The following is a 25794-nucleotide window of genomic DNA, read 5'->3' as shown; positions in this document are numbered from 1 at the left end:
CGGGTGATCACCGTGAAACACGGCCGCCCCGGACCGGGGTCAGAGAAGGTTCGCGCGGGAGATCAGGCTGATGAGGGTTCTGACGAACCTCTCCGCGGCTTTCCGGGTGAGGCCGAGGTCGTGGGCGGCCCGCTCGACCAGGGCGGGGCCGCCTCCCGGGACGGCGGCGCGGATCTCCTCGATCAGGGGCCGGTACCGCGCGCGGCTGTCGTCGAGCAGCGCGGCCAGGGTTCCGCGGGCCAGCCGCTCCTCCTCGCCGCGGATGATCACCTCCTCCGGGGTCGGCGGGTGGACGTGGGGGAGGGAGGGCTCCCCGAGGTGGACGGCCACGTTGGCCGTGTAGAAGGCGGGACGTAGCCCGCGCAGCCGTTCCAGCGTGTCGCGCAGCAGCCTCCGCGCCGTTCGCACGTCCAGCCCGTGTTCGCCGAGCACCGCCGGGGAGACGGCGAACAGGTCGCACGTGACGCCGCGCAGCCGTACGACCGCGTCGGTCAGCAGGGCGAGGGCGACCGGGTCCCGGCGCAGCGGCGCGGCCCAGTCCGCCTGCCTGAGGTCGCGCAGCGGCTGGGCGGAGGCTCCCCTGGCCGTCGCGATCTTGCGGCGTACCTGCGCCTCCAGGCTGCGCAGCGGGTAGTGGACGAGTTGGGCGCGGGCCGCGCGGATCGCGGCGGGCTCCCCGTCGCCGGGCCGCCTGCGGATCAACAGGGCCGCGTGGCCGACGTCCTGGCGGGCGGCCTCGGGGGAGGCCAGCCAGCGGGCGACCGTCTCCAACTCGCGCACCGGTTCGCCCGTCCGGGTGCGGGGCGGGTCTCCGGCCAGCGCCCGGCGGAGGGAGGCGTATCCGTCGAGCAGGCGGTCGTTCGTCTCCTGCTCGCACTCGTCGCACCAGCGCGTCCCGCTGACCCCGCTGCAGGGACGGCCGCCGTGTCTGGCCCTGCGCAGCGGACCCCGGATCAGGTCCCGCAGCGTGGGGGAGATCAGCGCGTGGTAGACGAGGAAGGCGGCCGAGCGATCGGGGGTGGCGAGGTCGCCGAGGTGCATGGTGCTCCTCCGAGAATGACGAAAGGACGCGCTTCGGGAGGCGCGTTTCTCATGACGTCGACCTCGACATCCGAGGTCCTCAGAAGGAGCGGAGACAACCGCTCAAGCTCGCGGGCACCGGCCGTTGAACGGCATCAGAATTCCAGTCGATCCGATTACCGTCAACCGTTTTCCTGATATACGAGAGAGAGTTGGGAGATGAGCGATTTATAGCGAACAATAAGCTCGTCATCTCCTTTGAGCGGTCCGCCCAGTTCGCCGATCGCCCGCGCCAACACCGTCCGCGCGTCTCCACGGCCGTCCGCGCCGTTGCCGGAACGGCCCCGCCGGTCGAGTCTGTCCAGCGCGTGGCCGTGCAGGGCCTCGTTCGCCCGTTGTCCGAGCTCCCGCAGGGCGGGATGTGACTCGCGCATGTCCTTCCAGGCCCTCCAGGAGAACAGCGCCGGTTGGAGGGCGGAGACGGCGAGGTAGACCGCCAGCCCCGGATGGTCGCCGCACGCCGCCGCGACCAGCCCCAGACGCCCGCGCGCGAGGGCCCGTTTCCGCCCGTCCGTCCAGGTGGGAAGGGCGGGGCCGAACAGGTCCTTCTCCAGCCCTTCGATCGCGGGCAGCGACTCGCGCAGCCGGGACGAGCCTCGACCGGCGAGCCGTACGGCGGTGCGCAGGTCCAGCCGGTGGACGGCGCTCGCGGTCAGCCGGGCCAGGACGTGGTCCGCGCCGAGCCGGGCCAGGACCGGCAGGCCGCCGCGCAGTTCGGGGGCGGCGTTCCCGCGACCGACCAGTTCCGTGACGTGGAGCGGGCAGGCCGCGGTCAGCGACCAGGCCACGCTCGCCGCGATCATGCCGTAGTTCGTCGCCGGAGGCCCGGGGTTGAGCACCAGCAGCAGTTCGTCGATGTCGCGGGGGCTGCCCGAGCCGGTGCGGCCGGTGGGCGCCGCCTCGGACCGCAGCGCGGTGACGATCACCTCGCGGACCCGCTCGATGTCGCCGGAGACGTCCTCGATCACCCGGACGTCGGTGTCGAGGGCGACGGAGGAGACCCAGCCGGCGAGCGCGTGCGCCCGCCGCGTGGCCTCGGGGCTGGCCAGCAGCCGCAGTCGCGGGACGCCCCTGCGCGGCAGCCGATCCAGCCGCCTGCGCAGCTCGGTCAGGATCACCCGGATGGCCTGCCGGTCCTCGGCGTCCCTTCGGCCGTCGGTGAGGCCGTCGGTGAAGCCGTCGCCTCTGTCCAGTCCGACGGCCAGGAGTCCGAGAACGTCCCCGCTGCCCAGGACGGGCCAGCCGGTCCTGCCCGTCCCCGCGACGAGCCTGACCCCCTGGTCGCCCCGCTCCCACTGGTCGGCCGCCGTCAGCAGCCCGGGTGGCAACGGCCCCGGCCCCATGGGTTCGGACAGCAGATGCGCCCGATGGGTCGACGCCCTGGTGTAGAGGTCGGTCAGCGCCTGGTCCCTGAGCAACCGGACGCAGGAGGCGTCGACACGCTCGTCGATGAGGCGGGCGGTCTGCCTGATCCGCCCGGACAGGTGGCCCCGGTCGTCGTCCCGGGTGCCGAGCGCGGTGATGAGCCGTTCGATCTGCTCCCTGACCCGGACGGGCAGTTCCTCCCGGTCGTCGCGGAACAGTTTGCGGAGCCGGTCACCGAACCAGGCCCGCAGCAGGCCGTGGTCGGCGGCCTCGCCGCGTCCCAGCCGCTCGAACAGGGCCGCCTGCATGGTGGGGCGCAACTCGGCGAACTTCGCCAGCTCCCCCCGAGTGATCGTGTCGCTCGCGTGCGTCCGCGCGGCGAGCCGGGTGTCCCCGGCCTGCCGGGCGGCCAGCAGCCGCCACAGCTCCCCGTGGCCGGGGTCGGTCTCCGCGAGCGCGTCCCAGAACCGGTGCCTGAGCAGCCAGGACTCCATGTGCCCGGCCATGTCCGGGGGACGTTCCAGCGTGTACGGCCTGCGCGGCTCGTCGATGTGCACGAGGCAGGTGGGAACGCACGTCTCCAGCGCGGCGCACAGGGCGCCCGCGCTGAGCGCGAACGCCCCCGAGCCGTAGCTGATGAGGACCTTCTCCGGCCGGTGCCGCGCCAGCCAGGCCGTCAGGGACAGCGAGGCGGCCTCCATCCGGGGCTCCTCGACCTCGACGACGTGAACCGCGCCGGGATCGAGGCGCACCCCGCACAATCCCTCCTCGGAGGTGAGACGGGCCCCGATCTCCGTGGCCCAGTGGGCGAACGGCAGGCCGAGGGGGCCACCCGGGTTGGTCGTCCCCAGCAGGGCGAGCACGGAGACCGGCGGCAGCGCCTCGAAGAGCTTCCGCAGCGGCCTGCGGTCCGTGCCCGTCGCCTCGGGGGTGTCGTCGAGGGTGGGAACCGTCCGTGCGGAGGCGAGCCCCAGGTCTCCGCCACCGACGGCGTGGACGAGCAGCACGCCGTCGCTCTTGTCCGGAATGGCCGCCCCCCGTCTTTATGAAGTCATCTCTTGTTACCACCTTTCCGCCGGGGGCCGTTGGCGGCTTTTCTTATGGTTTCTTCGGGCAGCGCTTTCTTCGGATAGATCCTGAGCGGGGGAGCGGTGGCCTCCAGGCCGGGGAGTGAGCGTTTCGTCCGGATTCTCGGTGACTTCTCGTCCTGCTCGTTCACGGTGAACCACTCGAAGTTCCTGCCCCTCGGATCCGGTGGCGCGGGAACCCCGGGGGGAAGCTCGTCCGAACGGGTGCGGGGGTAGTGCACCGGCAACGCCGGGTCGCCACGCGACACCGTGAGCATCGCGTCGCGGATCGTGGACAGCGCCGGAGAGGCGGCCGCCTCCTTCTCGAAGACCCGCCGCGCCTCCTCCAGGACCTCGACGCCGTCGGTCGCGGGAAGGTCGCCGGTGAGGGTTCGGTAGTACGCCGTGTACTCCGCCCCCGTGTGCAGTTCGGTGCCGGTGGGATCGACGGCGAGCCGGACGCTGCCGAAACCGAGCGGACGGCCGAACCCCAGCCGGTGGAAGTGTCCCTCCGGCAGGCCGAGCAGCCAGGCGAGTGCCCCAAGCTCGTGCTCGTCGAGGTCGCGGACCTCGACGGTGAACCGGAAGACCGTGCCGGGCCGTACCCAGCCGTTGATCGAGCGGTTCTGGGAGTCGCGCTGCTCGGCGCCGGGGACGGTCTCGTAGCGTCGCCGGTCCCTGGTCAGCCGGCCGCTGTCGTCGGCGGCCTTCCAGGAACGCGCGTACTCCCGGTGGCGGTCACCGGCCGGAGCCTGTGCCGGGTCCTCGGCGCCGGGGACCCTCCAGTGTTTCTCGGCGTCCAGACCCGCGTGGTGCCAGTAGACCTTCCTGCCGCGCAGCCCCCGCCCCTCCACGTAGAACTCCTCCTTCGGGGTGCCGTCCCTGATCGGCCGCTGGGGACGCCGCCTGGACTCCGCGAGGTAGAACCGCCCCTGCTGCGGCTTGGGGCGGCTGAGGATCGCCAGCGGCAGGCCGTCCCCCTCGAACCTGTCCACGGTTTCCGCGGCGGTGCCGTCGCAGGTGACCGGGCCGACGCGCAGCCGTCCCCGATACGCCGAGGGCCGTACGCCGGCCCCCTTCGGCGCCACCCACCCGAACACCCGGTCGGCCGGGGACAGCCGTTCGTAGGAGGGCGCCGGGGCCAGGTCCTCTCCCAGGAGCCTCGCCGGGGCGACGGAATACAGGTCCCGTGGGATGAGAACCGGATACAGCCGATCGACCCTGCCTTCCACGAGCCTGGCGTAGCAGAGGGTGGAACGGGTCAGCAGCGGCTTCTCCTTGTCACGGAGGTGCGGGCTCCAGGCGAGCTGGCCCGGCCCGTCGCCGATGCGCTGGTCCGGCCCGGCGGGCCTGCCGTCCGGGGTCCGCCTCCGGAGGAGTTCGTCGTCGCCGTGGGCGTCGCGGTAGTTCTGGATCAGCAGTTCCCAGTCCTTGACCAGCGCCTTCCACTCCCGGGCGAGGGGCAGGGGCGACGGTTTCTCGCCCGGTGCCCGGTAGAGGAACCGTTCGTACTTCTTGCGTTCGATGTTGGGGCCGGTGACGTAGGCGTAACCGTCGACCAACGTCTCCCCTCTTCTGGGGGAGAGCGTCTCGGACGAGTCGTACGGGATGAAGTCGAGCACCTCGTTGTTCCTGACGACCGCCCACAGATGCTCCATGTGCCGGGGGGCGTGGTGGTCGTCGTCCGGATAGAGGTTCTCGCCGCTCTTCTTGTCGTACATCTCGAACAACGCGCTCCTGAAGCGGACGAGCACCCCCTCCCCGACGACGTACACCGGCACCATGCCCAGGGCGTACCCCGCCTCGCGCCGGAAGCCGAAGGGGGTGTCGTGGTCCTCGAAGACACCGAAGCGGGAGTTGGTCACGGCCTCGTAGGCGGTGCGGAGCATGCCCTTGACCGTGGTCGCGGGCAGGTGCGGGCGGCCGTCGCGGAGCCGTACGGGGTAGACCCGGTGGTCCTTCTCCCCCGTCGAGGGAGGGGCGGCGCGGGTGGCGTCCAGGAGCAGGAGTGGGGTCTCCACGGTCAGCGTCACCGCGATCCGGCCGGTCAGGCATTCCGCCCGCAGCCGGTCCCTCGACGGGGGCGGGGCGTCCCCGAACGCGTCGGGCAGGACGTCCCTGGGGAAGGCGGGGACGAAGGTGTAGGGGTTGAGGAATCCCTCTTCGCCGGTCGTCACGCGGTTCCTTTCACGAGGTAGGGCTCGAAGCGGATCAGCCGCTCCTCGGCGACGTGGACGTTGCCGTGGTCGTCGCCGACGACGTACTCGCGGGTCAGCAACCGCACCCGCCTGTGGTGTCCCTCGGGCCGGGGGACGGCCGTCGCCATGGGGACGGCCAGGCGGCCGACCCGGCTTGAGGAGAGAGCGGCCCAGCCGGGACCGGGCTCGGCGGAGTCGTCGACCGTGCCCCACAGGAGGTAGCGGTTGTCCAGGGTCGTCAACGCCTCCAGGTCCTCCACCTCCTCGTCGAACCCGGGTGGGAACGGGGCACGGTCCTCGGTCAGCAGCACCGCGCGTTCCTCCGTCCAGCGCAGTTCGGCCTCCTCGGTGAAGACCCGCGCCTCGTAGACGGCGGAGAGATCGACGACCCCCTCGGGCGTGCGGCACGTCCCACCCGTCACCGAGGCGATCCGGTAGGCCGACGGCGTCGTCAGCAGGGCGCACCCGCCGTCGAGGCCGGACGCCTCCAGCGCCCGCGGCAACGTGAGACCCGTGACGGCGGCGGCGCGCAGAACGGTCATGACACCTCCCGTGCCAGGTAGTCGGTCCAGGCCCGCGCCACGGAGGACGCCTCCGGCGAGTTCAGGGCCTGCGGCAGCGTGACCGGCCGTGCCCAGGGCGGGCCGGACAGGACGATCTCGGCGACCTCGATGTCACCGAACCCCCGGTTGGCGGAGGCGCCGAGGGGGATCCGCCCCCCGGCCAGGTCGCGAAGGGTGACGAGCAGCAGGGCCAGCGCGACCTCGGAGCCGGAACCCAGACGGGTGAGGTCGACGGAGAGCCTGATCGGCTCCCACTTCACGGCGTGGGGTTCGAGCACGGTGAACAGCCGTCCGTCGGCGGCCCCGCCGGTCCAGCGGTCGAGGGCGACGTGGTCGGCCCGTGCCATCCCCAGGTCCTCCAGCCGGTCGCGGACGGAGTCGGCCAGCGCCCCCTCCCGCGTCTCCTCGGGCTCGGCGGGGTCGCCTCCGGTGTCCGCCCCGGTCACGGCGTCCCACAGCTCGTCGGGGACGGTCACCAGGGCCACGCACTCCTCGGCGCGCAGCGCCCCCGCCCCACGCTCCCGCCCGTCACGGGCCGCGCCGAACAGCGCCCGTACGGCGGGCAACTGGTCGAGCCGGGCGCGGAAGGCGGCGCTGTGCGCCGATGAGGCGTCGGACCGCACCGGGAGGTCGGGCGCACGCCGCGCGGAACCGTCCTCCCTCGCGGTGCGTTCGACCAGCTCGGCGTGGCTGCGCAGCACCCCCTTGATCGACCCGCCGGGCAGGACGAGCGTGACGTGCCGGCGGTCGACCCGGGTGGTGAGCGGCAGGGTGTCGGCGAACAGGCCGCCCGCCCCCGCCCTGACCATCACCGGCGCCAGCGGCCGCCACTCGACCCGGACGTCGAGGACCTCTCTGGCGGGCGGCAGCCCGGGGTCGGTCCGGCGCGCGGGCTCAGCCCCGCGACGGCGCGCGGGATCGTCCCGCAGCACGGCCAGCAGCCCCTCGGGGGAGTCGAACCGGTCGACGACCAGCTCGAACGGGTCGTCGAGCAGCCGTACCGCGCCCAGCCCCCTGCCGGTCGCCGCGCCGACGCGCACCTTCTCCGCGCGCAGCGCCGTGAGCAGCGCGTCCATCCTCGCCTCGTCGAGGGCGGCGTCCGCGTCCGACTCGACGTCGATCTCCAGCCTGACGTAGTGCCCCGCCGGGACGACGGCCCTGCCGTACAGGAACTCGGGGGCCGCGGCTCCCGTCACCCTGTCGATGCCCACCGAGGGCCGGAACTCCAGGGCGGCGACGTCGAGCGGGGTGGCGGGCAGGGCGTGCTCGTCGAGGCGGGGTTCGGTCGTGACGAGGCCGTCGGCGACGACCACGCGGCTGGCGTGGCCCTCGTCCTCCGCCGACCCCCACAGGCCGTTCAGCGCGCCGGGTTCCGCGCCGTCCATCCAGTGCCGCAGGACTCCGGCCAGGGTGGTGCCGGGGACGTACGGCCTGCCCTGGCCGTCGATCGCGATCGGCAACGGCTCGGACGGGTCGTGTCCCAGCCCGCCGACGTGCAGCGGCGCCGTGGTGAGCAGCCAGCCGCGTGCCCTGATCCTGCTGGTGAGACGGCGTCCCGCTCTCGGGTTCATCTCCCGCTCCCGGTGCTCGTCGAAGTCGCCTTGTCGCGGACGTGCGCGGCCAGGCAGGAGTCCATCAGCACGCGCACCGCCTCGTGCCGGAGCTCGGCCCGCAGGCTCTCGATGCCGTCGCGGGTCACGACGAGCCGGTCCTCCGGCAACGCGAGCAGCGCCCAGACCGTGTCGGGGTCGGTCAGCAGCCTTCTGAGCGCCGTCACCTCCTCCTTCGGCCAGGGGGGCCGCCCCGCCTTGTTCCTGGTGAGCCAGAGCAGGCCACTTTCCGCGCGGCCGGACGGCAGCTCACGGACGATCCGCCGCAGCGCGTTGAGCTGGGTTCCGGAGACCCCGGCGGGGACGACCCGGGCGCGTGACGTCCGGTCGGCCCTGATCCGCTCGCAGGCCCGGTGGATCTCCGCACGCCAGGCGGCGCGCTCGAAGACGCGTGCCTCCCGGTGCCCCCTCTCGTCCGGCGCGAGTGACTCGACCGGCTCGGCGGGTCCGGCCGGGGCGGGCGGCGTGGGAGGGACGGTGCCGACGGGGGTGAGCAGGACGTCGTGGTCGAACTCCACCTGTCCGAAGCCCTCGGCCCTGCGCTCACCCACCCCGGCGGCCCGTACCTCCGCGAGGACCTCCGGAGTGAGCGGACCGTGCACCCCGAAGGTCAGGCAGCTTCCCTGCGCGAGGCCGTACAGGGTGGGGCGGGGGAGGTTCCACCCCCGGTGCCAGCTCTCGGTGCGCTGTACGCCGAGGGCGGCGGTGATCGCCTCCTCACCGGTCCCGGCTGCTCGGCTCTCACCGGTCCCGGGCGTCGGCGTCCCGCCGGTCCCGGTGACCGGCTCCAGCCGTACGCCGGATGCTCCGGCCTTCGCGAACGCCCGCTCAAGCGCCCGCGCGACGTCACGCGGGTCCGTGCTCGGCCGAAGCCTGCGGTCGCGGACCAGCAGGCCGGACAGCAGCCACACCCTGAGCGGGCCACCGCTGTGCCCGCCCGCAGAGGGAACACCGACGGGGGCGCTGACGGGGGCGCTGACGGAGGCACCGACGGGGGCACCGATCGGAACGGCCGTGACTTGGACCTTCCCGTAGTCGTCCTTGGCCGAGCGGCCGATCCGCCAGCGTCCCCCCAGCCGTCGTGCCCAGCCGTCGCCCAGCGAGCCCGTACGGACCCGCACCTCGGCGCGGAGCACCGTCCCGGCCGCCAGCGCCCGGTAGACGTACACGCCGCCGACCTCCCGGGTGGGCCGCTGCAGGTCGTCCTGGATGGTGTTGTGCATGCGCACCGTGCCGGCCGGGGTGACGACCGTGTACCTCTCCGGTCCTTCGGGCACGAGGTACCCCTCCCGGTACGGCTTGCCCCCGGGCGGCCCGCCTTCCGCCATCCGGTTGCCGGTCACCGTGCCGCTCGCGCCCTTCTCGTGCACCAGGACCCTGGGCACCGGCAGCGTCCCGGCCCCCGAGGGGGACACGGGGAAGGCCGCCGTGACCACCAGGTCTCCGGTGCGGACGAGGGCGTGCGCCCCGCCACCCAGCCTCCTGGCCACCTCCGGCATCAGGCACCAGCCGGGGAGGTGGTCGGCGCCCCTGACGACGTTGCCTAGCACCGTGGCCGCGGCGAGCACCGGTTGTTCCACGGTGATGAGCAACTCCACGCGCTCCCACCCCGGGCCCGCCGTACCCGCCGGCTCCGGGCGGTCGGCGACCTCGTGACGTGGACCGTCCGGAGGGGACGGGACACCGTCCAGCGGCGGCGGCGTCCACTCGGGGGAGACACCGAGACCGTCGAGGGTCATCCGGCAGCGGCCCGCGCCGCGCCGCCGCTTGCCGCCGAGCCGTTCCAGCAGCCGCGCCCCGGCGTCCAGCAGGGCGACGGCGGTCTCCCGCCGGGCCTCGTCGAGTCCGGCGAACCCGTCGATCCTGCCCTGCCCCTCCAGGGTGACGCCGCCCCTGGCCATCTCCTCGAAGCGGAGCATGCCCTCCTCCGCGCCGCCGGTCCGTGGATCGACCGCCACACCCGGCTTGCGGAAGGTCGTCGCCAGCGCGACGTGCGGCCGCTCCCGCAGCACCTCGGCGAGCCTGCCGGGCAGCCGCAACGGGCCGTCCAGCGTCAGCGCCGCCGGGCTCGACGTCCTGCCCGTCGCCCCCGGGGTCCTGCCCGCAGGGGCGTACTGGCCGCCGAACAGGAACCTCACCCAGTCGTGCCACACCCCGGCGGGACCGCTGTCCAGGGCGTACGCGGCCAGCTCGCACGAGTCGCGCCAGACGCCGACCAGGGTCTTGGCGGGCACGACCGGGGGAGCGGGAGCGAGGGCGGACGACTGCTCCTCGCGCCGGACGAGCCGGTCGGCGTATCCGTGGACACCCGTTCCCGTGCCCACCCGCCAGTCGCTCACCATGAACAACGAGATCGTGAACTCGCCCGTCACGCGACCCCTCCCTCCGATCTTCCCGGTCCCTCCGGGACGAACGGCCGGGCCGCCAGCACGTCCAGCAGCCTTGTCACGGTTCTCCCCTCAAGATCGGTCCATGTCAGGCCGCCGTCCTGGGCCAGGGTGCGCAGGGCCCCGGTGCGCGCGGCGTCCTTCTCGAAGCGGCGGCGCGCCAGCTCGAAGCGGGACGTCGCGACCTCCTCCCCCAGGCACATCCCCTCGCGCAGTTCGTGCACGAGACCGCCGGGCAGGAGCGCCTCCCCCGAGGCCGGATCACGCCGCCGCAGCGCGGCGACCCCTTCGAGCACGTCCTCCCAGCGCCGCCCGCTCGCCCTGTCGTCCCCACCGCCCACCCCCACCAGGTACGGCGAGGCCGACCGGCCCCCGCCGCCGGACAGGGCGGTCGAGCTCCGGATGCGGCCCAGGTCGGGAGCCGAGCTCTCGAACAACGCGACGAACGACAGGGCCGAGCTCCAGCTCTTGACCCCCTTGGCCTCCCCGGTCAGCTCCTCGGCCAGCTCGTAGGCGAAGTGGAAGGGGTAGTTGCGCTTGACGATCGCCACCCCGGACGCGGCGCTCAGACCGTCCCGCCCGAGTCGCGCGAGAACGGGGCGCAGCAGGGGGTCCTCCTTCGTCATCCGTTCGAACTGCTCCAGGTAGTGCCGGGCGAAGGGCAGCGCGACCGTTCCCTCGCACACCACGGTCAGGTCGTCCCCTCCGATGATCAGCGGCAGGACGGGGACCGGTTCGCCGGAGGCGAGTTCGCGGGCGGTGAGCCGCAGCGCGGCGGCGAACGCCCGTTTGGCGCAGCCGTCCACACCGCGCGAGAGGGCGCCGATCCTCTCCGCGTGGCGGCGGTCCCGCTCTCCGGGTGGCAGGGGCGAACCCGCCACGCCGGGGCCATCATCCGGGCCGTCACCGGTGCTGTCACCGTGGCCGTCGCTGTGGCCGTCGTCGGGGCTCTCGTCAGGGCCGTCGGTGAGGCCGTCCAGGCCGCCGAAGACCTCGCCGAGGCCGTTGCCGTCGGCATGGACCACCGCCACCCACTCGGCCTCGACCCCGAGCCGGTCGACGATCTCGTCCATCGTGGCCCAGCCCGTTCCGGCGATGGCGGACATCCGGGAGAGAGCCTTCGGGTGCGCCTCGCGCTTCGCCCTGGACACGGCCGACTCGGAACGGACCGGTTCGCCCTCTCCCTCGACGTAGAGGCCCTCGGCGGGGAGCCCGCTCGCCGAGCAGTCCTCCACGAAGGGCAGACGGAGGAAACGCTCCTGCCGCCCCGACCGTTGTTCGCGTACCACCGGCAGATCCCGGCGTGCCCTGCGTATGGCGGCGGCCAGCGAGCCCTCCTCGTAGGCGACGACCACACCGCACACGTCCAGCATCGGGGCGGACTTCAGTGCGAGCAGCCCCATCTGCGTCACCAGCCGTTTCCCGGCCGCTCCGTCCCTGACGAGTACGGTGACGCCGCCCGCGCCCGCGACCAGCAGTTCGGCGTCGTGGGTGCCCAGGCGCCAGCCGTCCCTGTCGAAGCCGGGGAAGACCCGTTTCAACGCCTGGTCGGCCCACTCGCCCTCGATCCGGGCGATCAGGTCGGACGCCCCGACGATCTGCTGGCGTTTGCCCGAGGCGAAGATGTAGCGCTGGAGACCGGTAGTGCCGATCATGACGAGGTGCATGTCTCTCCTGTCTCGTGAGGAGGTTCCGTCCCGGGGGAGCGCGGGGACGTGCCGCGAGAGGGTTCCGTCCCGGGGGAGGGCGGGGGCGCCTCGTGGGCGGGCTCGACGACCCGCACCGTGTGGCCGAACAGCCAGCCCAGCGCGAAGGCGACGCCGGTGGGGGCGGCGATGAACAGCCGGTGGGTCAGACCCGCGTACTGCGGCCTGGCCCGGGTCCAGGCGCGCCACGCCGCGTAGACATGCCGTACGACCAGTTCGAAGTCGGCGGTCGTCTCGGGAAGGTTGGCCGGGCCACCGTCGACGACCAGCGCGGCGCGGCACCGTGCCCACTCTCCCCGGGTGTCCGCGCACCCCGTGCCCGCCGCGCGCAGCGCCTGGGCGACCATCAGCGGGTTGTCCGACAGGTGCACGACGACGGCGACGGCCCGCCCCTCGGGGTCGCTCTCGAAGTCCGGCTCCTCGACCACCTCGGCCAGCCTCGCCGCCCGTACGGCCTCCGCCGGGCTCAGCGGATCCTTCAACCGGCCACTGATCCGGACGGCGGTGAAGAAGTCCGTGTGCGGACGTTCGGAACGCTGCGGCAGCGTGACCCTCGCCGGCACCCTCTCCGGGATCTCGCGCATTCCCCGCAGCTCACGCTGGACGTGGAACTTGAACTTCGCGCCCAGCTCGAAGGCGTCGGGCAGGGCGGCGTTGACGTACAGGGACACCGGCGTCGAGGGGTCGGCCGCGGACAGCTCGGTCAGCCGGGCGCTCACCAGCTCGTAGGCCACCTCCAGCGCGTCCTCACGGGCCGTGTCGCCCCCGGCGTTCCCCTCGGCGCCGGATCCGGACGGAGGGACGGCCCGCCGTACGGTGAAACAGGAGTCGTGACCACGCCGGGCGTGGTCGGACGCCGCGACCACCCATTGGCTGTTCCAGGGGTCCCGCCGCCCCTCCCTCGGCAGGGAGACCACGATGCCGACCCCTTTGCTGCGTTGCTGCCACAGGTTGATCCCGGTGAACACCCCCGCCGCGACCACGCACAGCACCGTCAGGAACGGCCGCCGCTCTCCCAGCCAGCTCTTGATCACATCCGGCAGGGTGCCCGCGGCCACCGCGGCGGCCACACCGGCCAGGGCCGCGATCGCCCATGTGGAGGTCCCCGCCAGCACCTCCCTCGCCCTGCCCGTCCCGCTCTTGGCCCGGGGAAGCCCCATCTCCGCACCGCCCCATCCGTCGTTCCCGCCTCTCGTCGACTACTGATGGACGACGGCTTCGAAGGCGTCGTCCATCAGTAGTCGACGAGAGGCGGAACAGGCGGGAGGAAATGATGCGGTTGCGGATCGAGGTCACCACGGGGGCCACCGAACTCGCGTGGACGAAGGTGCTGTCCCCTGGCCGTTCCCTGCTCTACGACCTGCTGACACGTGAGGTCCCCGACCTCGGGCGGCTCCTGCACGCACAGGGGGCGGGACCGTACGGCATGGTCCCGCTGGGGCACGGCGCGCCGGTCTTTCCCAGGGCCGCGCGGGTCAGGGGCAGGTACGCCGTCGGCGGCCGGGGGTACGTGGAGCTGGGCAGCCCCCTCTTCGAGGCGGTGACCGCGATGGCTCAGGGGATCAAACGGCGGGAGCTGCTGGACTGGGGTGGGGCGGCCTTCCGCGTCCTGAACGCCACCCTGGTCGAGCCTCCGGCGTTCACCTCGGGTCGCGCTCTTCTCAGGACGCTCACCCCGGTGGTGGTGAAGGGGGCGGGGAAGGACGCCCAGGGCGAGCGCGTCACCCGTCAGGCGTGGCTGCTGCCGACCGACCGGGAGTTCCCGATGTGCTTCCAGCGCAACCTGCGGCGCAAGGCCGAGACGCTGGGCCTGGACCCGGAGGTCTCGCTGGCCCGGATCACCTGGGTCGGCGCCAGGCGTTCCTTCTCCGTCGGCTCGACGGGCCAGGTGCGGGGCGGCAAGTCCGGGGCGCCGGTCGAGGTGGAACTGACCGGCCCGCCGGAGACCCTCCAGGCGATCTGGAGCTGGGGCCTCGGCGAGGCCAACACCGCGGGTTTCGGCTGGATCGCGGGGTGAGAGATCTCCGCCTCTCTGCGGTTCCCCTTCTCTTTGCGCGGGTCTGGCCGTATGCGATTCCCGCTTTTATCGTGGATTCGGTTGCGGTTTGACGAACCGCGAGATCCGCTGCCCAGACCGTGTTTATGATTTCGGAGCCGAAGGCTGGAGCAAGGTGCGAAGACAGCCTGAGGTGACGTGGATCGTGCGCACCACCTGTCAACAGCACAATCGACTGAGAACCGGCTGAGCGGAATCGGACGCCCCCGGACGTCGCGATCCTGCCGAGCACCGGGTCACCGCTGACCAGTTTGGCGAATCACGCTCCCTCTTGATTTCGGTGTCTCGCCGTCCCCGAAGCGAACGTCGTCATCGCGAGTGCGGCGATCGCAGCCGATTTCTCCGGGGCCTACGCGAAGGCGCGGCGAGTGGCCGACGTCCGGCCTGAGGCGCGGAGGAGGTCCGATGGCGGAAGCCGTACGGGCGTGGTCGAGCAGTCCGGACGAAGCCATGGCCATGGCGGTCGTCCAGATCAGAGGACGGGACGGCGTCGGGGGCGGGGCGGGCTTTCTCATCGCTCCGGATCTGGTGCTGACCTGCGCTCACGTGGTTTCGGCCGCGTTGGAAAGGCCCTGCGAGGAGGCTGTGGCTGAGGGAACGCCGGTCACGGTCGAGTTCTCGCTGCGCGCGCTCCCACCCGGCGACGACGCTCGTCCTGTGTGGTCGGCCCGGGTCGAAAACTGGGTACCGATCAGGGCCGAGAGAACCGGGGACATCGCCGTTCTCCGGCTGCCGGAGCCCGTACCCGGCGCCCGCCCGCTTCCCATGGCCGATCCCGACAACGTGCGGGGTGGTCGGGTGCGCGTGGTGGGGTTTCCGAGGGACGCGCCGGGTGGGACCTGGTTCGAGGGCAGGCTCAGCGGCGCCACGGGCGAGGGATGGGTGCAGCTGTCGAGGGCCAGCGGGCAGGTCGCCCACGTCAGGCCCGGTTTCAGCGGCAGTCCTGTTTGGGACGACGCGCTGGGTGCGGTGGTCGGTCTGCTGGTCGCCGCGCAGCCGGTGGGCGACGCCCAGCAGGCTTACGCGCTGCGTACCAGGACCATCGTGCGGGAGGTCCCCGAACTCGGTCCCGTCATCGACCCGCCTTCTCCCTTCAGAGGGCTGGAGCCGTACGGAGAAGGTGACGCGGACTTCTTCTTCGGGAGACAGGAGGACATCGGCAACATCGTCAAGGCTCTGCGCGGAGCGCGCACCGTGACGGTTTACGGACCTTCGGGGTGCGGCAAGTCCTCGTTGGCCCTGGCCGGTGTGGCGCCCCGGATACGGGAGGACGGACACGAGGTCCTGGCGTTCAACGCCGGGGAGATCTCCTCCGTGCGGTCGGCGCTGGCCACCGAGCTGTACGAGGCCGCCAGGTCCGGACGGTACGGTCCCGTGCGTGCGCGAAGCGCCGACCAGGTCGAGACGTGGCTCGCGGACAAGGGGCTTGCGGACACCCTCCATCGCACCCGTGGTACGGCCTCCGGTGGTCTTCTCGTCGTTCTTGACCAGGCAGAGGCGCTCCTGAACCGTCCTCAGGCCGAGGTTGACGAGCTCGTCGACCTGTTGTTCCCACAACGGCCGACCGCTGGAGTGCGTGTCCTGGCCACGTTGCGCTCTGACCTGATGGATGCGGTTCTGAAACACCCACGGCTGGGGCCCGCCCTGCTCAGCGGGGCGACGGTACCGCTTGCCCCCATGTCCTCCGGGCAGTTGGAGGAGGTGATCGCCAAGCCTGTCGAGCGGCTCGCGGCCGTGGAATACGAACCTGGGCTGGCCCGGCGCATTCTGGACGACACAGGTGGCGAGCCGGGTGTTCTTCCGCTGCTGGGATTCGTCCTGCAGAAGCTGTGGGAGCAGCGGAACGGCGGTTACCTGCGGGACGCGGCCTACGAGGAGATGCAGGGTGTGTCCGGCGCACTGGGACACCACGCCGAACGGGCCTGGGCGGACCAGGTCGACGGCAAGCCGGAGCAGGAAAAGGCGGCGCGACGGCTGCTCACCAAACTGGTGCGGATGCTGCCCGACAGCCAGATCCTGCTGCGTCGCAGGCTCACCCGGGACGAGGTGGACGAGACGCAGTGGGAGCTCGTCAAGGCTTTCGCCGAGCGGCGGCTGCTGGTGCTGTACGGCGGTGAGGGGGAACCGGAGAGCGCGGAGCTGGCCCATGAGGCACTGATCACAGCCTGGCCTGAGCTGCGACAGCAGGTGGAGGCGGACGGAAAGCTCCTGACCGGGCAGGCGGAACTGGCCCATGACCTACGGCGCTGGCAGCACGGCGGACGGCCGGCGAACCTGCTGCCGGACAGAGAACAGTTGCAGGCCATCGACCAGTGGCTGGGCGGGCGTGAGGGTGAGCTGACCAAGGAACAACGCGAGTTCCTGACACTGGCCCGGCGGCGGAGCCGGATGTCGCAGCGGCGAACCCATGCCGTGCGGACCGCGCTGACCATGGTGTTCGCGCTGATCGTGGGCCTGGCCACCTTTCTCGTCGATCAGATGCTGGTCAGCGCGGAGCGGGCGGACGAGAACAGATCACGGGCGCTGGCGAGCTTCACGGCGGAGATGGCCAAGGAGGACCCGGGACTGGCGACCCTGGCAGCTGCCGCCGCTTACGAGATCGCGCCGACGCAGGAGGCTCGTAACGCGTTGTTGCAGCGATATGACCAGCTCAAGGACGCCGTCTGGATGCTGACCGGAGTCCAGGGGCCGATCCGTGCCGCCGGGATGAGCGCCGACGGCACGGTGACGCTGGCCTCCTCAGAGCTCGGCCGTGCGACGTTGTTCCTCCGCCAAGCCGGCGGAAGGATTCTGCGCAAGCATTTCGATCTGGCAGGGTATGCGACGTTTCCGCTGGTCAGCAGGGACGGCCGGCGCATTGCCTATGTGCTGGAGGGGACCGGCACGACGATCTGGCACGAGGTGCGCCACACGGCGCACGGCATTGTCCTGGGACCGGCGCACCGGCTGTACGGCACCGCCCCGCAGAGGTACGTCATGGGAGGAATCTCCGGCTCCTACAAGGTCATCGACTTCTCGCCGAACGCCGACCGGATCGCCACGGTGATCTCCGATGGGCGGCTACAGGTGTGGGACCTGGCGACACAGCGGCTCAGGCGACTGCCGGGGCGACTGCCCGAACTGCGGCAGGTGTGGTTCGGCCCGGACGAGAACACGCTCGTGGCCGTACGACTGGGCGACGGAAACTCCCCGGTGTCCATCGATCTCCGCAGCGGTTCCGTACGGGAACTGGAGAACGGCCGGGGCATGTCGGAGATGGATCTGACAGAGGCCGAGGTGTCGGCTGACGGGAGGGTCCTGGCCCTGTGCAGGAAGCCCTCCAGCGCGAAGAAGGCCGTCTACCAGATCCTTCGCGTGTCCGACGGGCACAGGATGACGCGTTATATTCCGCCTGCCGGCTACAGCTCGTGCCAGGGGCTCGCCGTCGACCGGACGGGCGAACACGTCGCGGTCAATGAGGGAGAAGGGAGGTGGACGCTTCTCAGCGCACGGCCGGGTACCTCTCCACAACGGCTCGAAGGTCCTGTCCTCTCCCTCGGAGACAGGGCGGGTCCCCTGCTCGGTACGCCGGATGCCCCCGTAGTGGTCCGTCGAGACAAGATCAGCGTGATCGGTTGGCGGATGTTCGCCGACGATGGACTGCAGGTGTTCAGCCCGCCGCTGCTGCTCGATCAGGGGCGCACCATGCTGATCCGTGTCGGAAAGAACGGCGCCGGGACCGCTGATCGACTGGTGATCAAGGAGACCGGAGGGCAGGAAAGAACACTCTCCGAAGTCCGCATTCCCGCCATGCCCCCTGACCCGGGACTGCTGTTGACCGTCAACCGCGCTGGGACATTGGTGGCCGATGTGACCGACCAGAACAGGGTCACGGTCTATGAGCTTCCGCACCTGCGCAGAGTGGCCGAGTTCACCGCCCGTATGCCCCCCGCCGGCAAGAACGGGAAACGACTCCGGATGACCTCCTTCTTCTTCACGGACGAGGAACTGGTGACGGTCTCCGGAAGCGTGATCGAACACTGGAACGCCCGTAACGGCCGGCCTCTGTCCGATCCGTTCGACATTTACGGTTTTCTCGGCGGGGCCGACCTCATGGAGCTCACGGTGGGTCCGTACTACGAGCCGGGATACATAAAGATCACGAACGCCCATGATCACACTCTGCGGGCCGTCCGTCTGGCGACCCACATGGAGAACCCGGATCTGCGGATCAGCCTGGGACCCGATCTGATCACCGCGGCGATCGAGCCCAGCGGTCGCTATGCCATCGTGCTGACCCGGGGACTCATGGTCGAGTTGTGGTCGGTACAGGACCGTCGGCGAGCACGGAAGATACTAGGCCCGTTCGGACCCATGGAAGCAGAGAAATGGCAGGTGGGGATCATGGAGAACGACGGATCGGAGAGTCCGGGATTCTTTCTGGCCAACGGAAGTTCCGTACGCCTCATGAGGATGACCGACTCCGGTGACGTCGAGGTGACCTCCTACAACTTCGCCGGCAAGCAGGACTTCATGGAGGCTTCCGACAACGGCAGGGTCCTGCTGAGGAACCGTAAGCCCACGGAGTACACGGCCCAAGGATCTGTGGAGTTGTTCCGGCTCGATCCTGAACTGTGGAAGTCCCACCTGTGCGGCGTCCTTGGACGTGACCTCAGCGAGGACGAGCGCCGCAACCTGCCACGAGGCGTGCCGGACGTCGTCTGCCCCGCCTGACGGTGGAGCGACTCCGGACGTCAGGAGCCGAGGCCGGCAGCAGGGTGGAAGTGAGGACCGGTGCGGGAACCCGGTCCTCACTCCCGTCAGGAGTCACCATCAGAGCGCGTCGTCAGGAGCGTCTTCCCGGCCGACGCGCGAACCGGGCACTACAGGGGAGAGGTCCAGCCGGGCATGTGGGGCAGCGGGGAGACGAGCTTCCGGAGGTTACCGGTCCCGGTGTTCGGCGGGACGGCCGGGCAGCGGGCTCCTCGGGCGGGGAGGGTCCGCGAGATCAGGTAGGAGTCGATGGCGCCCGTGGCACACGGTCCACGGCCGTAGACGATGTGACCCCAGCCCTCGTAGGTGAGCAGGCGCCCGGAGCGGCCGAGCTGGCGGGCCGTGCTCACGGCCCACGGGTAGACGGTGGCCGGGTCGTGCAGCGAGTTGGCGACCAGAAGCGGCGTGTCCGTGCGGACCCTCAGCTCGTGCTGCGGGTTGGGGATCGAACTCGGCTCTCCCAGGCAGGTGAAGACCGGGAAGACCGCGAGGAAGCTGTAGCGCATGTCGGGCGCGATCTTCCCCAGCCTGCGCAGGTGCCTGTCGTACTCGCGGAAGTCGCGGACGGGCAGCCGGTAGTCCTCACAGAAGATCTGGAAGGGGTTGGGGCTGACGTCCTGGGCGCTCTTGGCGGCCAGGGGCGTGGGCAGCTGCCCGGCGGTGGCCTGGCCGGTGTCGAGTGCGGCCAGCAGTTCGGAGAACGGACGCCAGGTGTCGGCGCTGTAGAAGTAGTCCAGCGCGGTCCAGCTGAGGACGAAGGGCGTCAGCAGGGCGCCGGGCTGACCGGGGACACCGAGTTCGCCGCGGTCGGCCCGGGCCATCAGCCCCTTCCAGAGGGTTCTGACGTTCCCGTCGTGCTGGAGGCAGGCCTCGTCACGCTCGCACCAGGCCACGAACTCGTTGAAGGCGTCCTGCGCGCCCCAGGTCCCGGTGTCCATGAAGGTCCGGGTGTCGACGCTGTGGTCGATGACGCTGTCGAGCACGAAGGCCCGGACCCGCCGGGGGTAGCGCTCGGCGTACTGCTGGCCGAGGAGGGTGCCGTAGGAGATGCCCCAGAAGGACAGCTTCTCCTCGCCCAGCGCCGCGCGGAACGCGTCGAGGTCGGCCGCCGTGCTGAGTGAGTCGACGTGGTCGAACACCGGGCCGGTGCGGGCCCGGCAGTCGGCGCGCAGCCGCTTGCTGTAGGCAACGGCCCTGTCGAACTCGGCCTGGCTCTTCACGATCGGGTCGGGGGTCTGGGACAGCAGCTCCGTCGAGCAGACCACCGGGTTGCTGCGGTTCGTGCCGCGCGGGTCGAGGCTGACGACGTCGAAGCGGCGCAGGGTCTCCGGGGTGAGGATCTGCGGGCTCGCGAGGACGAGGTCCACTCCCGATCCTCCGGGGCCGCCCGCGGCCACCACGAGCGTGCCGATCCTGGCGGCCGGGTCGGTGGCCTTGCGGCGGGCGACGCCCACGTTGAACGTCCCGCCCGCCGGGTGCCTCCAGTCGACCGGTACGGCGAGCGTCCCGCACTCCGCGCTCGAATCCTCGGGGCAGGGGGCCCAGGAGATCGCGGCGCTGGGGGCGGGGGTCCGTGTGGGGGCCGCCGAAACCGGGGTGAAGGTGGATAAGGGGATCGTCAGCCCTAATAAGAGGGCAAATGCCTTACGCATGCCTTGATCATGGCCTATTTCCGGCGAGCGATCACCAGGCGGAGGTACGGACCGTTTCCTCCCTCCGGAGGATCAGTGAGACAGGTCCTCGGGGTGAGGGTGGATCACGTGTTCAAGCGTGTCCTGAACCGCTCGTGCGCGCTCTGTTTGGAGATTCCCATCGCCTCTCCGACCTGCGCCCAGGACGCGCCGGACTCCCGGGCCCCGGCGACGGCCTGGTCGAGAAGGACGCGCTGCCAGCCCTCCACCTGGGACAGCAGCGTCAGGGCGGCCAGCGGGCGTTCCGCGGCGAGTCGCGCGATCCGCTCGTACAGGAGGTTCGACTTGACGACCAGTTCGCTGGGCGGGGCGGCGGCGATCAACGGGGCGGCGTGCCTGCTCCACCACCGGTACTCCGTCTCCTTCGCCCCCTCCCGCGTGGGCGGGAACCGGCGCTGGTCGGCCCACCCGCACGAGCAGGCGGCCTGGTAACCGACGAACTCCTTGACGAAGGCGCTTGAGGAGGAGGCCGGTTCGCCGTTGGGCAGCACCGGGGCGGCGAAGCCCTCGTGACCGGGGATGTCGGGACTCATGAACGTCATATTCGTCAGGATATCCTGACGAATCCCGGTCGGTGCAAGGAGTCGTACCGGGCGGAATCGAAGGGATGAACCCCAAGGGGCCGGCGCACCGGGTTCTCCGTCGGCGAGGGATACGTGGGGTACCAGGCCCGGCACCGGACGGCTCCTTCCACCGGCACGCCGCCTTCCGGATCGCCGCCGCGGTCCGGTCTTGAACGAACCGCTCGCGGACACCCGGAGGGCCCTGGGCGGCGGCGGTCGGCGCGCCACCGCCGGGGGATGGGCGCCCCGGGCGGCCCCGGGCGGTCGTACGGCAGTGCGGCCGTCGCCCGGGACACCGGTCGACGGTCAGGAGGGGTCGGAGAGGATTCTCAGGCGGGGTTCGCGCTGCCACTTGACCCGTACCTCGAAGTGGCCCTCCGCGCCGGTCTTGGCGATCACCGCCCCGGCCTCCGCGCTCAGCCTGACGCCGAACTGCAACTCGACCTCGTCCGGTGGCACGGACATCGTCTGGAACTGCTTCAGGGCGCTGGATGCCGCGTCGCGCACCCCGGCCAGGGCGCCCTCGAAGGAGACCTTCGCCTGGGCGAGGACGCCGTCCTTGCGGGAGAGACGTTCGAAGCCGGGGGCCGGGTCGAGTTCGACGAGCACCGAGCCCTCCTCGCCGTCGATGTCGAAACGCACCAGTTCTGTCATGGGGTGACTCCGTTCGGTTTCGTGGGCCGGATGGGCCGGCCGGGCCGGTTGAGGGGGCCGGGGCAGGAGAACGACCGCAGGTCCTCCCGTTCCTGCTCGTTCGGCTGCCACCTGTCCCCGACACGGTCCTGGACCCGGTCGAGTTCGGTGAGCAGGTCGGGCAGCCGTTCCGGGGCGCTCAGATACTCGATGACGGCGTCGCCGAAGGCGTCGCGCAGGGCGGGCGGCATCAGGTCGGAGGCGTCCAGGCACACCATGGCAGCTCCGTCGAGGGTGTCCGCGACCTTCCTGCCCACCGGATCCTTGGCGGAGTGGACGTTGGGGGGCACTCCCAGGTTCGCCGAGAAGGCGGCGCCGGCCGGGATGGCGGGCCAGATTCGCTGGGCCTCGTCACCGGCGAGGAACCTCATCAGCTCCTGGGCCTGCGGGGTCGCGTTGAACATCCCGGCGAAGTCGGCGGAGACCACCACCGACCGGCGATCGGTGCCGCCTTTCTTGGAGAGGAGGGACGGGAAGGGGAAGAAGTCGACGTCACCGCCCGCCGGGTAGGTGACGATGACGAAGGACGCCTGGTGTTCGAGGAGACAGCCGGGCGGGTCGCCGAACAGTCCGAGCCCGGCCTCGCTGAAGTCGGTCAGCAGCGCGACCCTGCGGCCCTGCCGGTCGAGGCCCGAGGCGTCCAGGATCCTCCCCCACGTCTCCCACGCCTGCCGTACCTCGCCGGAGGTCCACTTCAGCGTCCCCGAGGCCCACTCCCGGTACTTCTCGGGACCGGCCTGGTGCAGCAGGACGTCCTCGATCCAGTCGGTCCCCGGCCAGCCCGCCGAACGCAGGGCCTGCATTCCCAGGCACCAGACGCTCCGGGCCCGGCCCCTGGTCCGCAGGGAGAGCGGGTCCCGCGTCTCCTGGGGGGTGGGCCGCCAGCGCGACCGGTCGTACCAGACGACGCTCTTGAGGTTGACCTTGAACGGCACGGCGTACACCTTCCGGTTCAGCCGCAGCAGCCACGGCTGCCCGTACTGGTCCTGCCGGGAGAGCACCATGTCCAGGGGGAGCAGGTCGCCGCTGTGCGCGTACTGCGCCAGGTCACCGGTGCTGGGCAGGATCGCGATGTCCGGGGGTGTCCCGCCCCGCAGGTCGGAGCGGAGCGTCTCGTCGATCGCGCGGGTCCCGGTGTACTCGACGTGGATGCCGGTTCTGTCCTCGAAGGCGGCAAGGACCTTCCCGAAGTGCTCGGCCTCGGTGCCGGTCCAGGTCGCGAGCACCGAGACGGTACGGCCTCCGGGCAGCGGCGCGCACGCCGTGGCGCACATCATGGCGCACAGCGACGCCAGCCCGGCGACGATCCTCGTGGTGATCCTGTGAAGCGTTCGTCGTCTCATCGTGGCCGGTACCTGTACTCGTTGAGGCGTGGGTGGACGCCGCTCCAGATCAGCGCCCCGGCCGCGGCCGAGAGCAGCGGGATGAGGAAGACCAGGCCCGCGTACTCCGTGGCGTCCCGCATCCGGACGTTGACCTCTCTGATCTCGGCCGCCTCCCTCGGGACCGGTGGTGGGGGGACGTTGCTCCGTACACGCAGTTCCTTGGCGACCGTGGGGCCGCACGTGCCCGGCGCGCCGCAGACGGGGTCCAGCAGCCGCGCCAGCCGTTCGTCGCCGTAGTCGTGTTCCGCCTCGACCCCGGCCTTCCTGGCCTCGGCCACCCTCCGCGTCATCGTGCCCGCCTCGTCGAGATCGGCCCCGGAGAAGTAGGCCGGTGAGGTCGCCGCCGCCAGGACGAGCACGAGCGCGGTGGCCGTGAGCAGCCGGGGGTTCAGGTCCCGGCGGAAGCGCCGCCGCAGGAAGACCTGTGTCCCGAAGAGCAGGGCCAGCGTCGTCAGGAGGCTGAGGCCCCAGCAGACCGTGGCCGTCCGCATCGCCCAAGTGGACGGGAACTGCGCGCGCAGCCATGTCCACTGCCGTTCCTGGGCGTCGTCGAGCGTCTTGAGGATGCCCTGCCTGTCATGGTGCATGAGGCGGGAGGCGCCCCAGAGGTAGGTCGCGCCGACGGTGCCGTCCCCGCGCCGGTAGTGCTCCCCGGCCTGCTCGACGAGGGTGGTGTAGACGGCCAGCATCCCCTGGGCGAGTTGCAGGTCGTCGCTCCTGCCCGGTACGTCGTCGGCGACGTCGTCCCTGGCCGCCTGGGCGAGGTTGAGGCCGGCGGTCTGGATCTGCTCGCGGTACTCCTGCTCGGCGGGCAGGGTGAGCGTGGCCCCTCCCGACCCCGAAGCGCCCGACCCCGAAGCGCCCGATCCTGGAGCGCCCGGTTCTGGAGCGCCCGGTTCTGGAGCGCCCGACCCCGAGGTGTTCGGCCCTGAAGCACCAGGGCCTGAGGCGGCCGGTTCCGAGGTGCCGAGGAAGGTCTCGACGGCGGCCCGGTCGGCGGTGGCCAGCGCCTGCCGGACGCTCGATATCTCCAGGATCGCGGAGATCGCCCGGGAGTCCGCGGTCTGGTGCACGCCCTGGAACAGCCAGAAGGAGGTGACGAACAGCGCCGCGACGGCGACCGTCAGCATGGCCCGGAGGCGCCACAGGGTCCTGCGCGTGGTGCTCACCGGTCCTCCGGGGGCAGCTCGTCCGGCGTGTCCGGCAAATCCGATAAATCGGGTGATTCCTGCAAGGGAAGGCCGCACTGTTCGCAGAACAGGGAGTCCGCCCGTGGCACACGTGAGCAGTTCGGGCACCGCCGCCGCGCGGCCACCAGCCGTTCCTCGGGCTCGTCACCGGGCCGCCGGGAACGGGCGCCGGGACTCAGCGTCGAGTGCCACGAGCTGAGCTGCGACCCCTTCATGTCCCTGGGGTCGATCCGCTCCCTCAGCCGTACCCGCCCCTGGGCGGCGTCCACGACGTGGACCAGGTGGGACAGCCACCGCAGGTTCCTGTCGTTGCCGAGTTCCGTCGCGAGCCGTACGGCCCGGCCCCACGCCCGCTCGGCCTCGGCCCTGTCGCCGGACTCGTAGGCCAGGCGGCCCGCGTCGATCGCCTCCCTGAGCGCCAGGTGCCGGGTGTGGTGGCCGACCTTCGGGTCGATCCGGGAGGACAGCGCGGGCTCGTCGGTCCAGTGCACGAGGATCGGCGTCCCCACGGCGGGCAGTTCGACCTCTCCGGAGGCGCCCTCGGCCGCCGCCAGGTCGACCCTGGCCAGCCGCAGGTCCTCACCCCTGTCGCGGCCTGCCGGATCGACGTCTATGCGGACGAAGTACTCCCTGCTCTCCTCACCCCACGGCCCCGTCCCGAACTCCACCGTCCCGCCGGTCCGCACGAGCCGCTCGGTGAGGTCGGCCTCGACGGGGAAGACCTGTTTGACGTAGCGGACCTCGGCGCCGGGCAGCAGTCTCAGCCTGACGCGCAGGTCGGGGACACCCCGGCGCATCGCCGAACGTGTCATCTCCCGGAAGTCGGCCACCAGGTCGGCGTCCTCGCGTACGGCGTCGGCCGTGCCGTTGAGCCCGGTGACGACGCGCAGCAGCTCCTGTGACGCCCAGCCGTCCCCGATGCCGCGGGCGTCGCAGGAGAAGAGCCCCGCGCAGGCGTCGAGTTCCGCGTCGAGCCGTTCCCCGGGCTCGCTCTCGTTGCGGCCGTCGGTCAGCAGGATCGCGTGCCTGATCACGGCGGGCCGGGTGGCGAGGATCCGCCGGGCGAGCCGCAACCAGGTGCTGATCGCCGTGCCGCCGCGTTCGGTGAGCCGCCGCACCGCGGCCTTCGCCTCGGCCCTGACCTCCGGCGTCGCCACGGCCAGCCCGGGGGCGGGCGGGTAGACCATCGCGGCCTCGTGGTTGCCGGAGACGACGGCGAAGAACGCGCCGTCGCGCAGCGTGTCGATCGCCGCCGCGCTCGCCCGCCTGGCCGCGCCGATCTTCGTGCCCGGCCTGCCCATGGAACCCGAGGTGTCCACGAGGATGACCTCGGCCACCGTGGGGGTGAGCCCGTCCAGGCCGTGCGCGCCGATCGTGAGCATGGCGTGCATCTCGCCGGCCGTGGCCCGCAGGTACTTGTTCTGGCCCACTTCGAGGGTGAAGGCGGGGCGTGCGTTCATCCGTTCCTGTTCCTCCTCATCGCCGGAT

Annotated in this window: 16 protein-coding genes; 2 read left to right on the top strand and 14 right to left on the bottom strand. The window is 71.6% G+C overall.

The annotated features are described in order from the left end of the window. Positions 1–39: 39 nt before the first annotated feature. The 8 genes from ACFYY8_RS03540 to ACFYY8_RS03505 all read right to left on the bottom strand — a co-directional run bounded on the left by ACFYY8_RS03540 (position 40) and on the right by ACFYY8_RS03505 (position 13136). Positions 40–1041: a hypothetical protein gene (locus ACFYY8_RS03540; protein ID WP_390036740.1), complete on the bottom strand. Its 1002-nt coding sequence runs from the start codon at positions 1039–1041 to the stop codon at positions 40–42. 161 nt (positions 1042–1202) lie between these two features. Next, positions 1203–3452 (bottom strand): hypothetical protein, encoded by a 2250-nt coding sequence (locus ACFYY8_RS03535; RefSeq protein WP_390036738.1) that lies wholly within the window; start codon positions 3450–3452, stop codon positions 1203–1205. 44 nt (positions 3453–3496) lie between these two features. After that, complete coding sequence (locus ACFYY8_RS03530; RefSeq protein WP_390036736.1) at positions 3497–5689, bottom strand: TIGR03986 family CRISPR-associated RAMP protein; 2193 nt, start codon at positions 5687–5689, stop codon at positions 3497–3499. Further along, positions 5686–6252 (bottom strand): CRISPR-associated protein Csx19, encoded by a 567-nt coding sequence (gene csx19, locus ACFYY8_RS03525; RefSeq protein WP_390036734.1) that lies wholly within the window; start codon positions 6250–6252, stop codon positions 5686–5688. Before csx19 ends, ACFYY8_RS03530 begins: the two co-directional genes overlap by 4 nt. Beyond that, the gene (locus ACFYY8_RS03520) at positions 6249–7844 is read right to left on the bottom strand and encodes an RAMP superfamily CRISPR-associated protein (protein WP_390036732.1); all 1596 of its coding nucleotides are present in this window, start codon (positions 7842–7844) and stop codon (positions 6249–6251) included. Before ACFYY8_RS03520 ends, csx19 begins: the two co-directional genes overlap by 4 nt. Beyond that, positions 7841–10255, bottom strand: a complete 2415-nt coding sequence (locus ACFYY8_RS03515; RefSeq protein WP_390036730.1) for an RAMP superfamily CRISPR-associated protein — start codon at positions 10253–10255, stop codon at positions 7841–7843. Before ACFYY8_RS03515 ends, ACFYY8_RS03520 begins: the two co-directional genes overlap by 4 nt. Continuing rightward, positions 10252–11937 (bottom strand): hypothetical protein, encoded by a 1686-nt coding sequence (locus ACFYY8_RS03510; RefSeq protein ID WP_390036728.1) that lies wholly within the window; start codon positions 11935–11937, stop codon positions 10252–10254. The genes ACFYY8_RS03515 and ACFYY8_RS03510 overlap by 4 nt, the downstream gene beginning before the upstream one ends. Further along, entirely contained in the window at positions 11922–13136 is a 1215-nt protein-coding gene (locus ACFYY8_RS03505) for a hypothetical protein (RefSeq protein ID WP_390036726.1), read from the bottom strand. Before ACFYY8_RS03505 ends, ACFYY8_RS03510 begins: the two co-directional genes overlap by 16 nt. A gap of 110 nt (positions 13137–13246) precedes the next feature. Here ACFYY8_RS03505 and ACFYY8_RS03500 point away from each other — a divergent pair, with 110 nt between their 5' ends. Together ACFYY8_RS03500 and ACFYY8_RS03495 are read left to right on the top strand one after the other, a co-directional pair. After that, on the top strand, positions 13247–13993 hold the full coding sequence (locus tag ACFYY8_RS03500) for a CRISPR-associated endoribonuclease Cas6 (RefSeq protein WP_390036724.1): 747 nt from the start codon (positions 13247–13249) through the stop codon (positions 13991–13993). A gap of 444 nt (positions 13994–14437) precedes the next feature. Then, positions 14438–18745 carry a trypsin-like peptidase domain-containing protein gene (locus ACFYY8_RS03495; RefSeq protein WP_390036722.1) on the top strand — a complete coding sequence of 1436 codons (4308 nt, stop codon included), beginning with the start codon at positions 14438–14440 and terminating at the stop codon, positions 18743–18745. Between the two features lie 149 nt (positions 18746–18894). On the opposite strand, the gene ACFYY8_RS03490 is transcribed toward ACFYY8_RS03495, so the two are convergent. From ACFYY8_RS03490 to ACFYY8_RS03465, 6 genes are all read right to left on the bottom strand, one after another. After that, a complete protein-coding gene (locus tag ACFYY8_RS03490) occupies positions 18895–20436 on the bottom strand; it encodes an alpha/beta hydrolase (protein WP_390036720.1) in 1542 nt (513 codons plus the stop codon). Positions 20437–20540: 104 nt separating this feature from the next. Beyond that, positions 20541–21017: a hypothetical protein gene (locus ACFYY8_RS03485; RefSeq protein ID WP_390036718.1), complete on the bottom strand. Its 477-nt coding sequence runs from the start codon at positions 21015–21017 to the stop codon at positions 20541–20543. A 327-nt stretch (positions 21018–21344) separates the two neighbouring features. Further along, entirely contained in the window at positions 21345–21692 is a 348-nt protein-coding gene (locus ACFYY8_RS03480; protein ID WP_390036716.1) for a CU044_2847 family protein, read from the bottom strand. Further along, positions 21689–23074: an ABC transporter substrate-binding protein gene (locus ACFYY8_RS03475; RefSeq protein ID WP_390036715.1), complete on the bottom strand. Its 1386-nt coding sequence runs from the start codon at positions 23072–23074 to the stop codon at positions 21689–21691. Before ACFYY8_RS03475 ends, ACFYY8_RS03480 begins: the two co-directional genes overlap by 4 nt. After that, entirely contained in the window at positions 23071–24285 is a 1215-nt protein-coding gene (locus ACFYY8_RS03470; protein ID WP_390036714.1) for a hypothetical protein, read from the bottom strand. The genes ACFYY8_RS03475 and ACFYY8_RS03470 overlap by 4 nt, the downstream gene beginning before the upstream one ends. Further along, positions 24282–25766 (bottom strand): VWA domain-containing protein, encoded by a 1485-nt coding sequence (locus tag ACFYY8_RS03465; protein WP_390036712.1) that lies wholly within the window; start codon positions 25764–25766, stop codon positions 24282–24284. The genes ACFYY8_RS03470 and ACFYY8_RS03465 overlap by 4 nt, the downstream gene beginning before the upstream one ends. Positions 25767–25794: the final 28 nt, after the last annotated feature.

Origin of the sequence: Streptosporangium sp. NPDC001559, assembly GCF_042893955.1 — a bacterium.
GTDB lineage: Bacteria > Actinomycetota > Actinomycetes > Streptosporangiales > Streptosporangiaceae > Streptosporangium.
This window is presented reverse-complemented; position numbering and strand designations above follow the sequence as displayed.

Bases quoted from the DNA above. Each gene is read 5' to 3' on its own strand.
- ACFYY8_RS03495 (WP_390036722.1), top strand. From the start codon at position 14,438: ATGGCGGAAGCCGTACGGGCGTGGTCGAGCAGTCCGGACGAAGCCATG.
- ACFYY8_RS03540 (WP_390036740.1), bottom strand. From the start codon at position 1,041: ATGCACCTCGGCGACCTCGCCACCCCCGATCGCTCGGCCGCCTTCCTC.
- ACFYY8_RS03505 (WP_390036726.1), bottom strand. From the start codon at position 13,136: ATGGGGCTTCCCCGGGCCAAGAGCGGGACGGGCAGGGCGAGGGAGGTG.
- ACFYY8_RS03520 (WP_390036732.1), bottom strand. From the start codon at position 7,844: ATGAACCCGAGAGCGGGACGCCGTCTCACCAGCAGGATCAGGGCACGC.
- csx19 (WP_390036734.1), bottom strand. From the start codon at position 6,252: ATGACCGTTCTGCGCGCCGCCGCCGTCACGGGTCTCACGTTGCCGCGG.
- ACFYY8_RS03475 (WP_390036715.1), bottom strand. From the start codon at position 23,074: ATGAGACGACGAACGCTTCACAGGATCACCACGAGGATCGTCGCCGGG.
- ACFYY8_RS03510 (WP_390036728.1), bottom strand. From the start codon at position 11,937: ATGCACCTCGTCATGATCGGCACTACCGGTCTCCAGCGCTACATCTTC.
- ACFYY8_RS03465 (WP_390036712.1), bottom strand. From the start codon at position 25,766: ATGAACGCACGCCCCGCCTTCACCCTCGAAGTGGGCCAGAACAAGTAC.
- ACFYY8_RS03500 (WP_390036724.1), top strand. From the start codon at position 13,247: ATGATGCGGTTGCGGATCGAGGTCACCACGGGGGCCACCGAACTCGCG.
- ACFYY8_RS03490 (WP_390036720.1), bottom strand. From the start codon at position 20,436: ATGCGTAAGGCATTTGCCCTCTTATTAGGGCTGACGATCCCCTTATCC.
- ACFYY8_RS03480 (WP_390036716.1), bottom strand. From the start codon at position 21,692: ATGACAGAACTGGTGCGTTTCGACATCGACGGCGAGGAGGGCTCGGTG.
- ACFYY8_RS03485 (WP_390036718.1), bottom strand. From the start codon at position 21,017: ATGACGTTCATGAGTCCCGACATCCCCGGTCACGAGGGCTTCGCCGCC.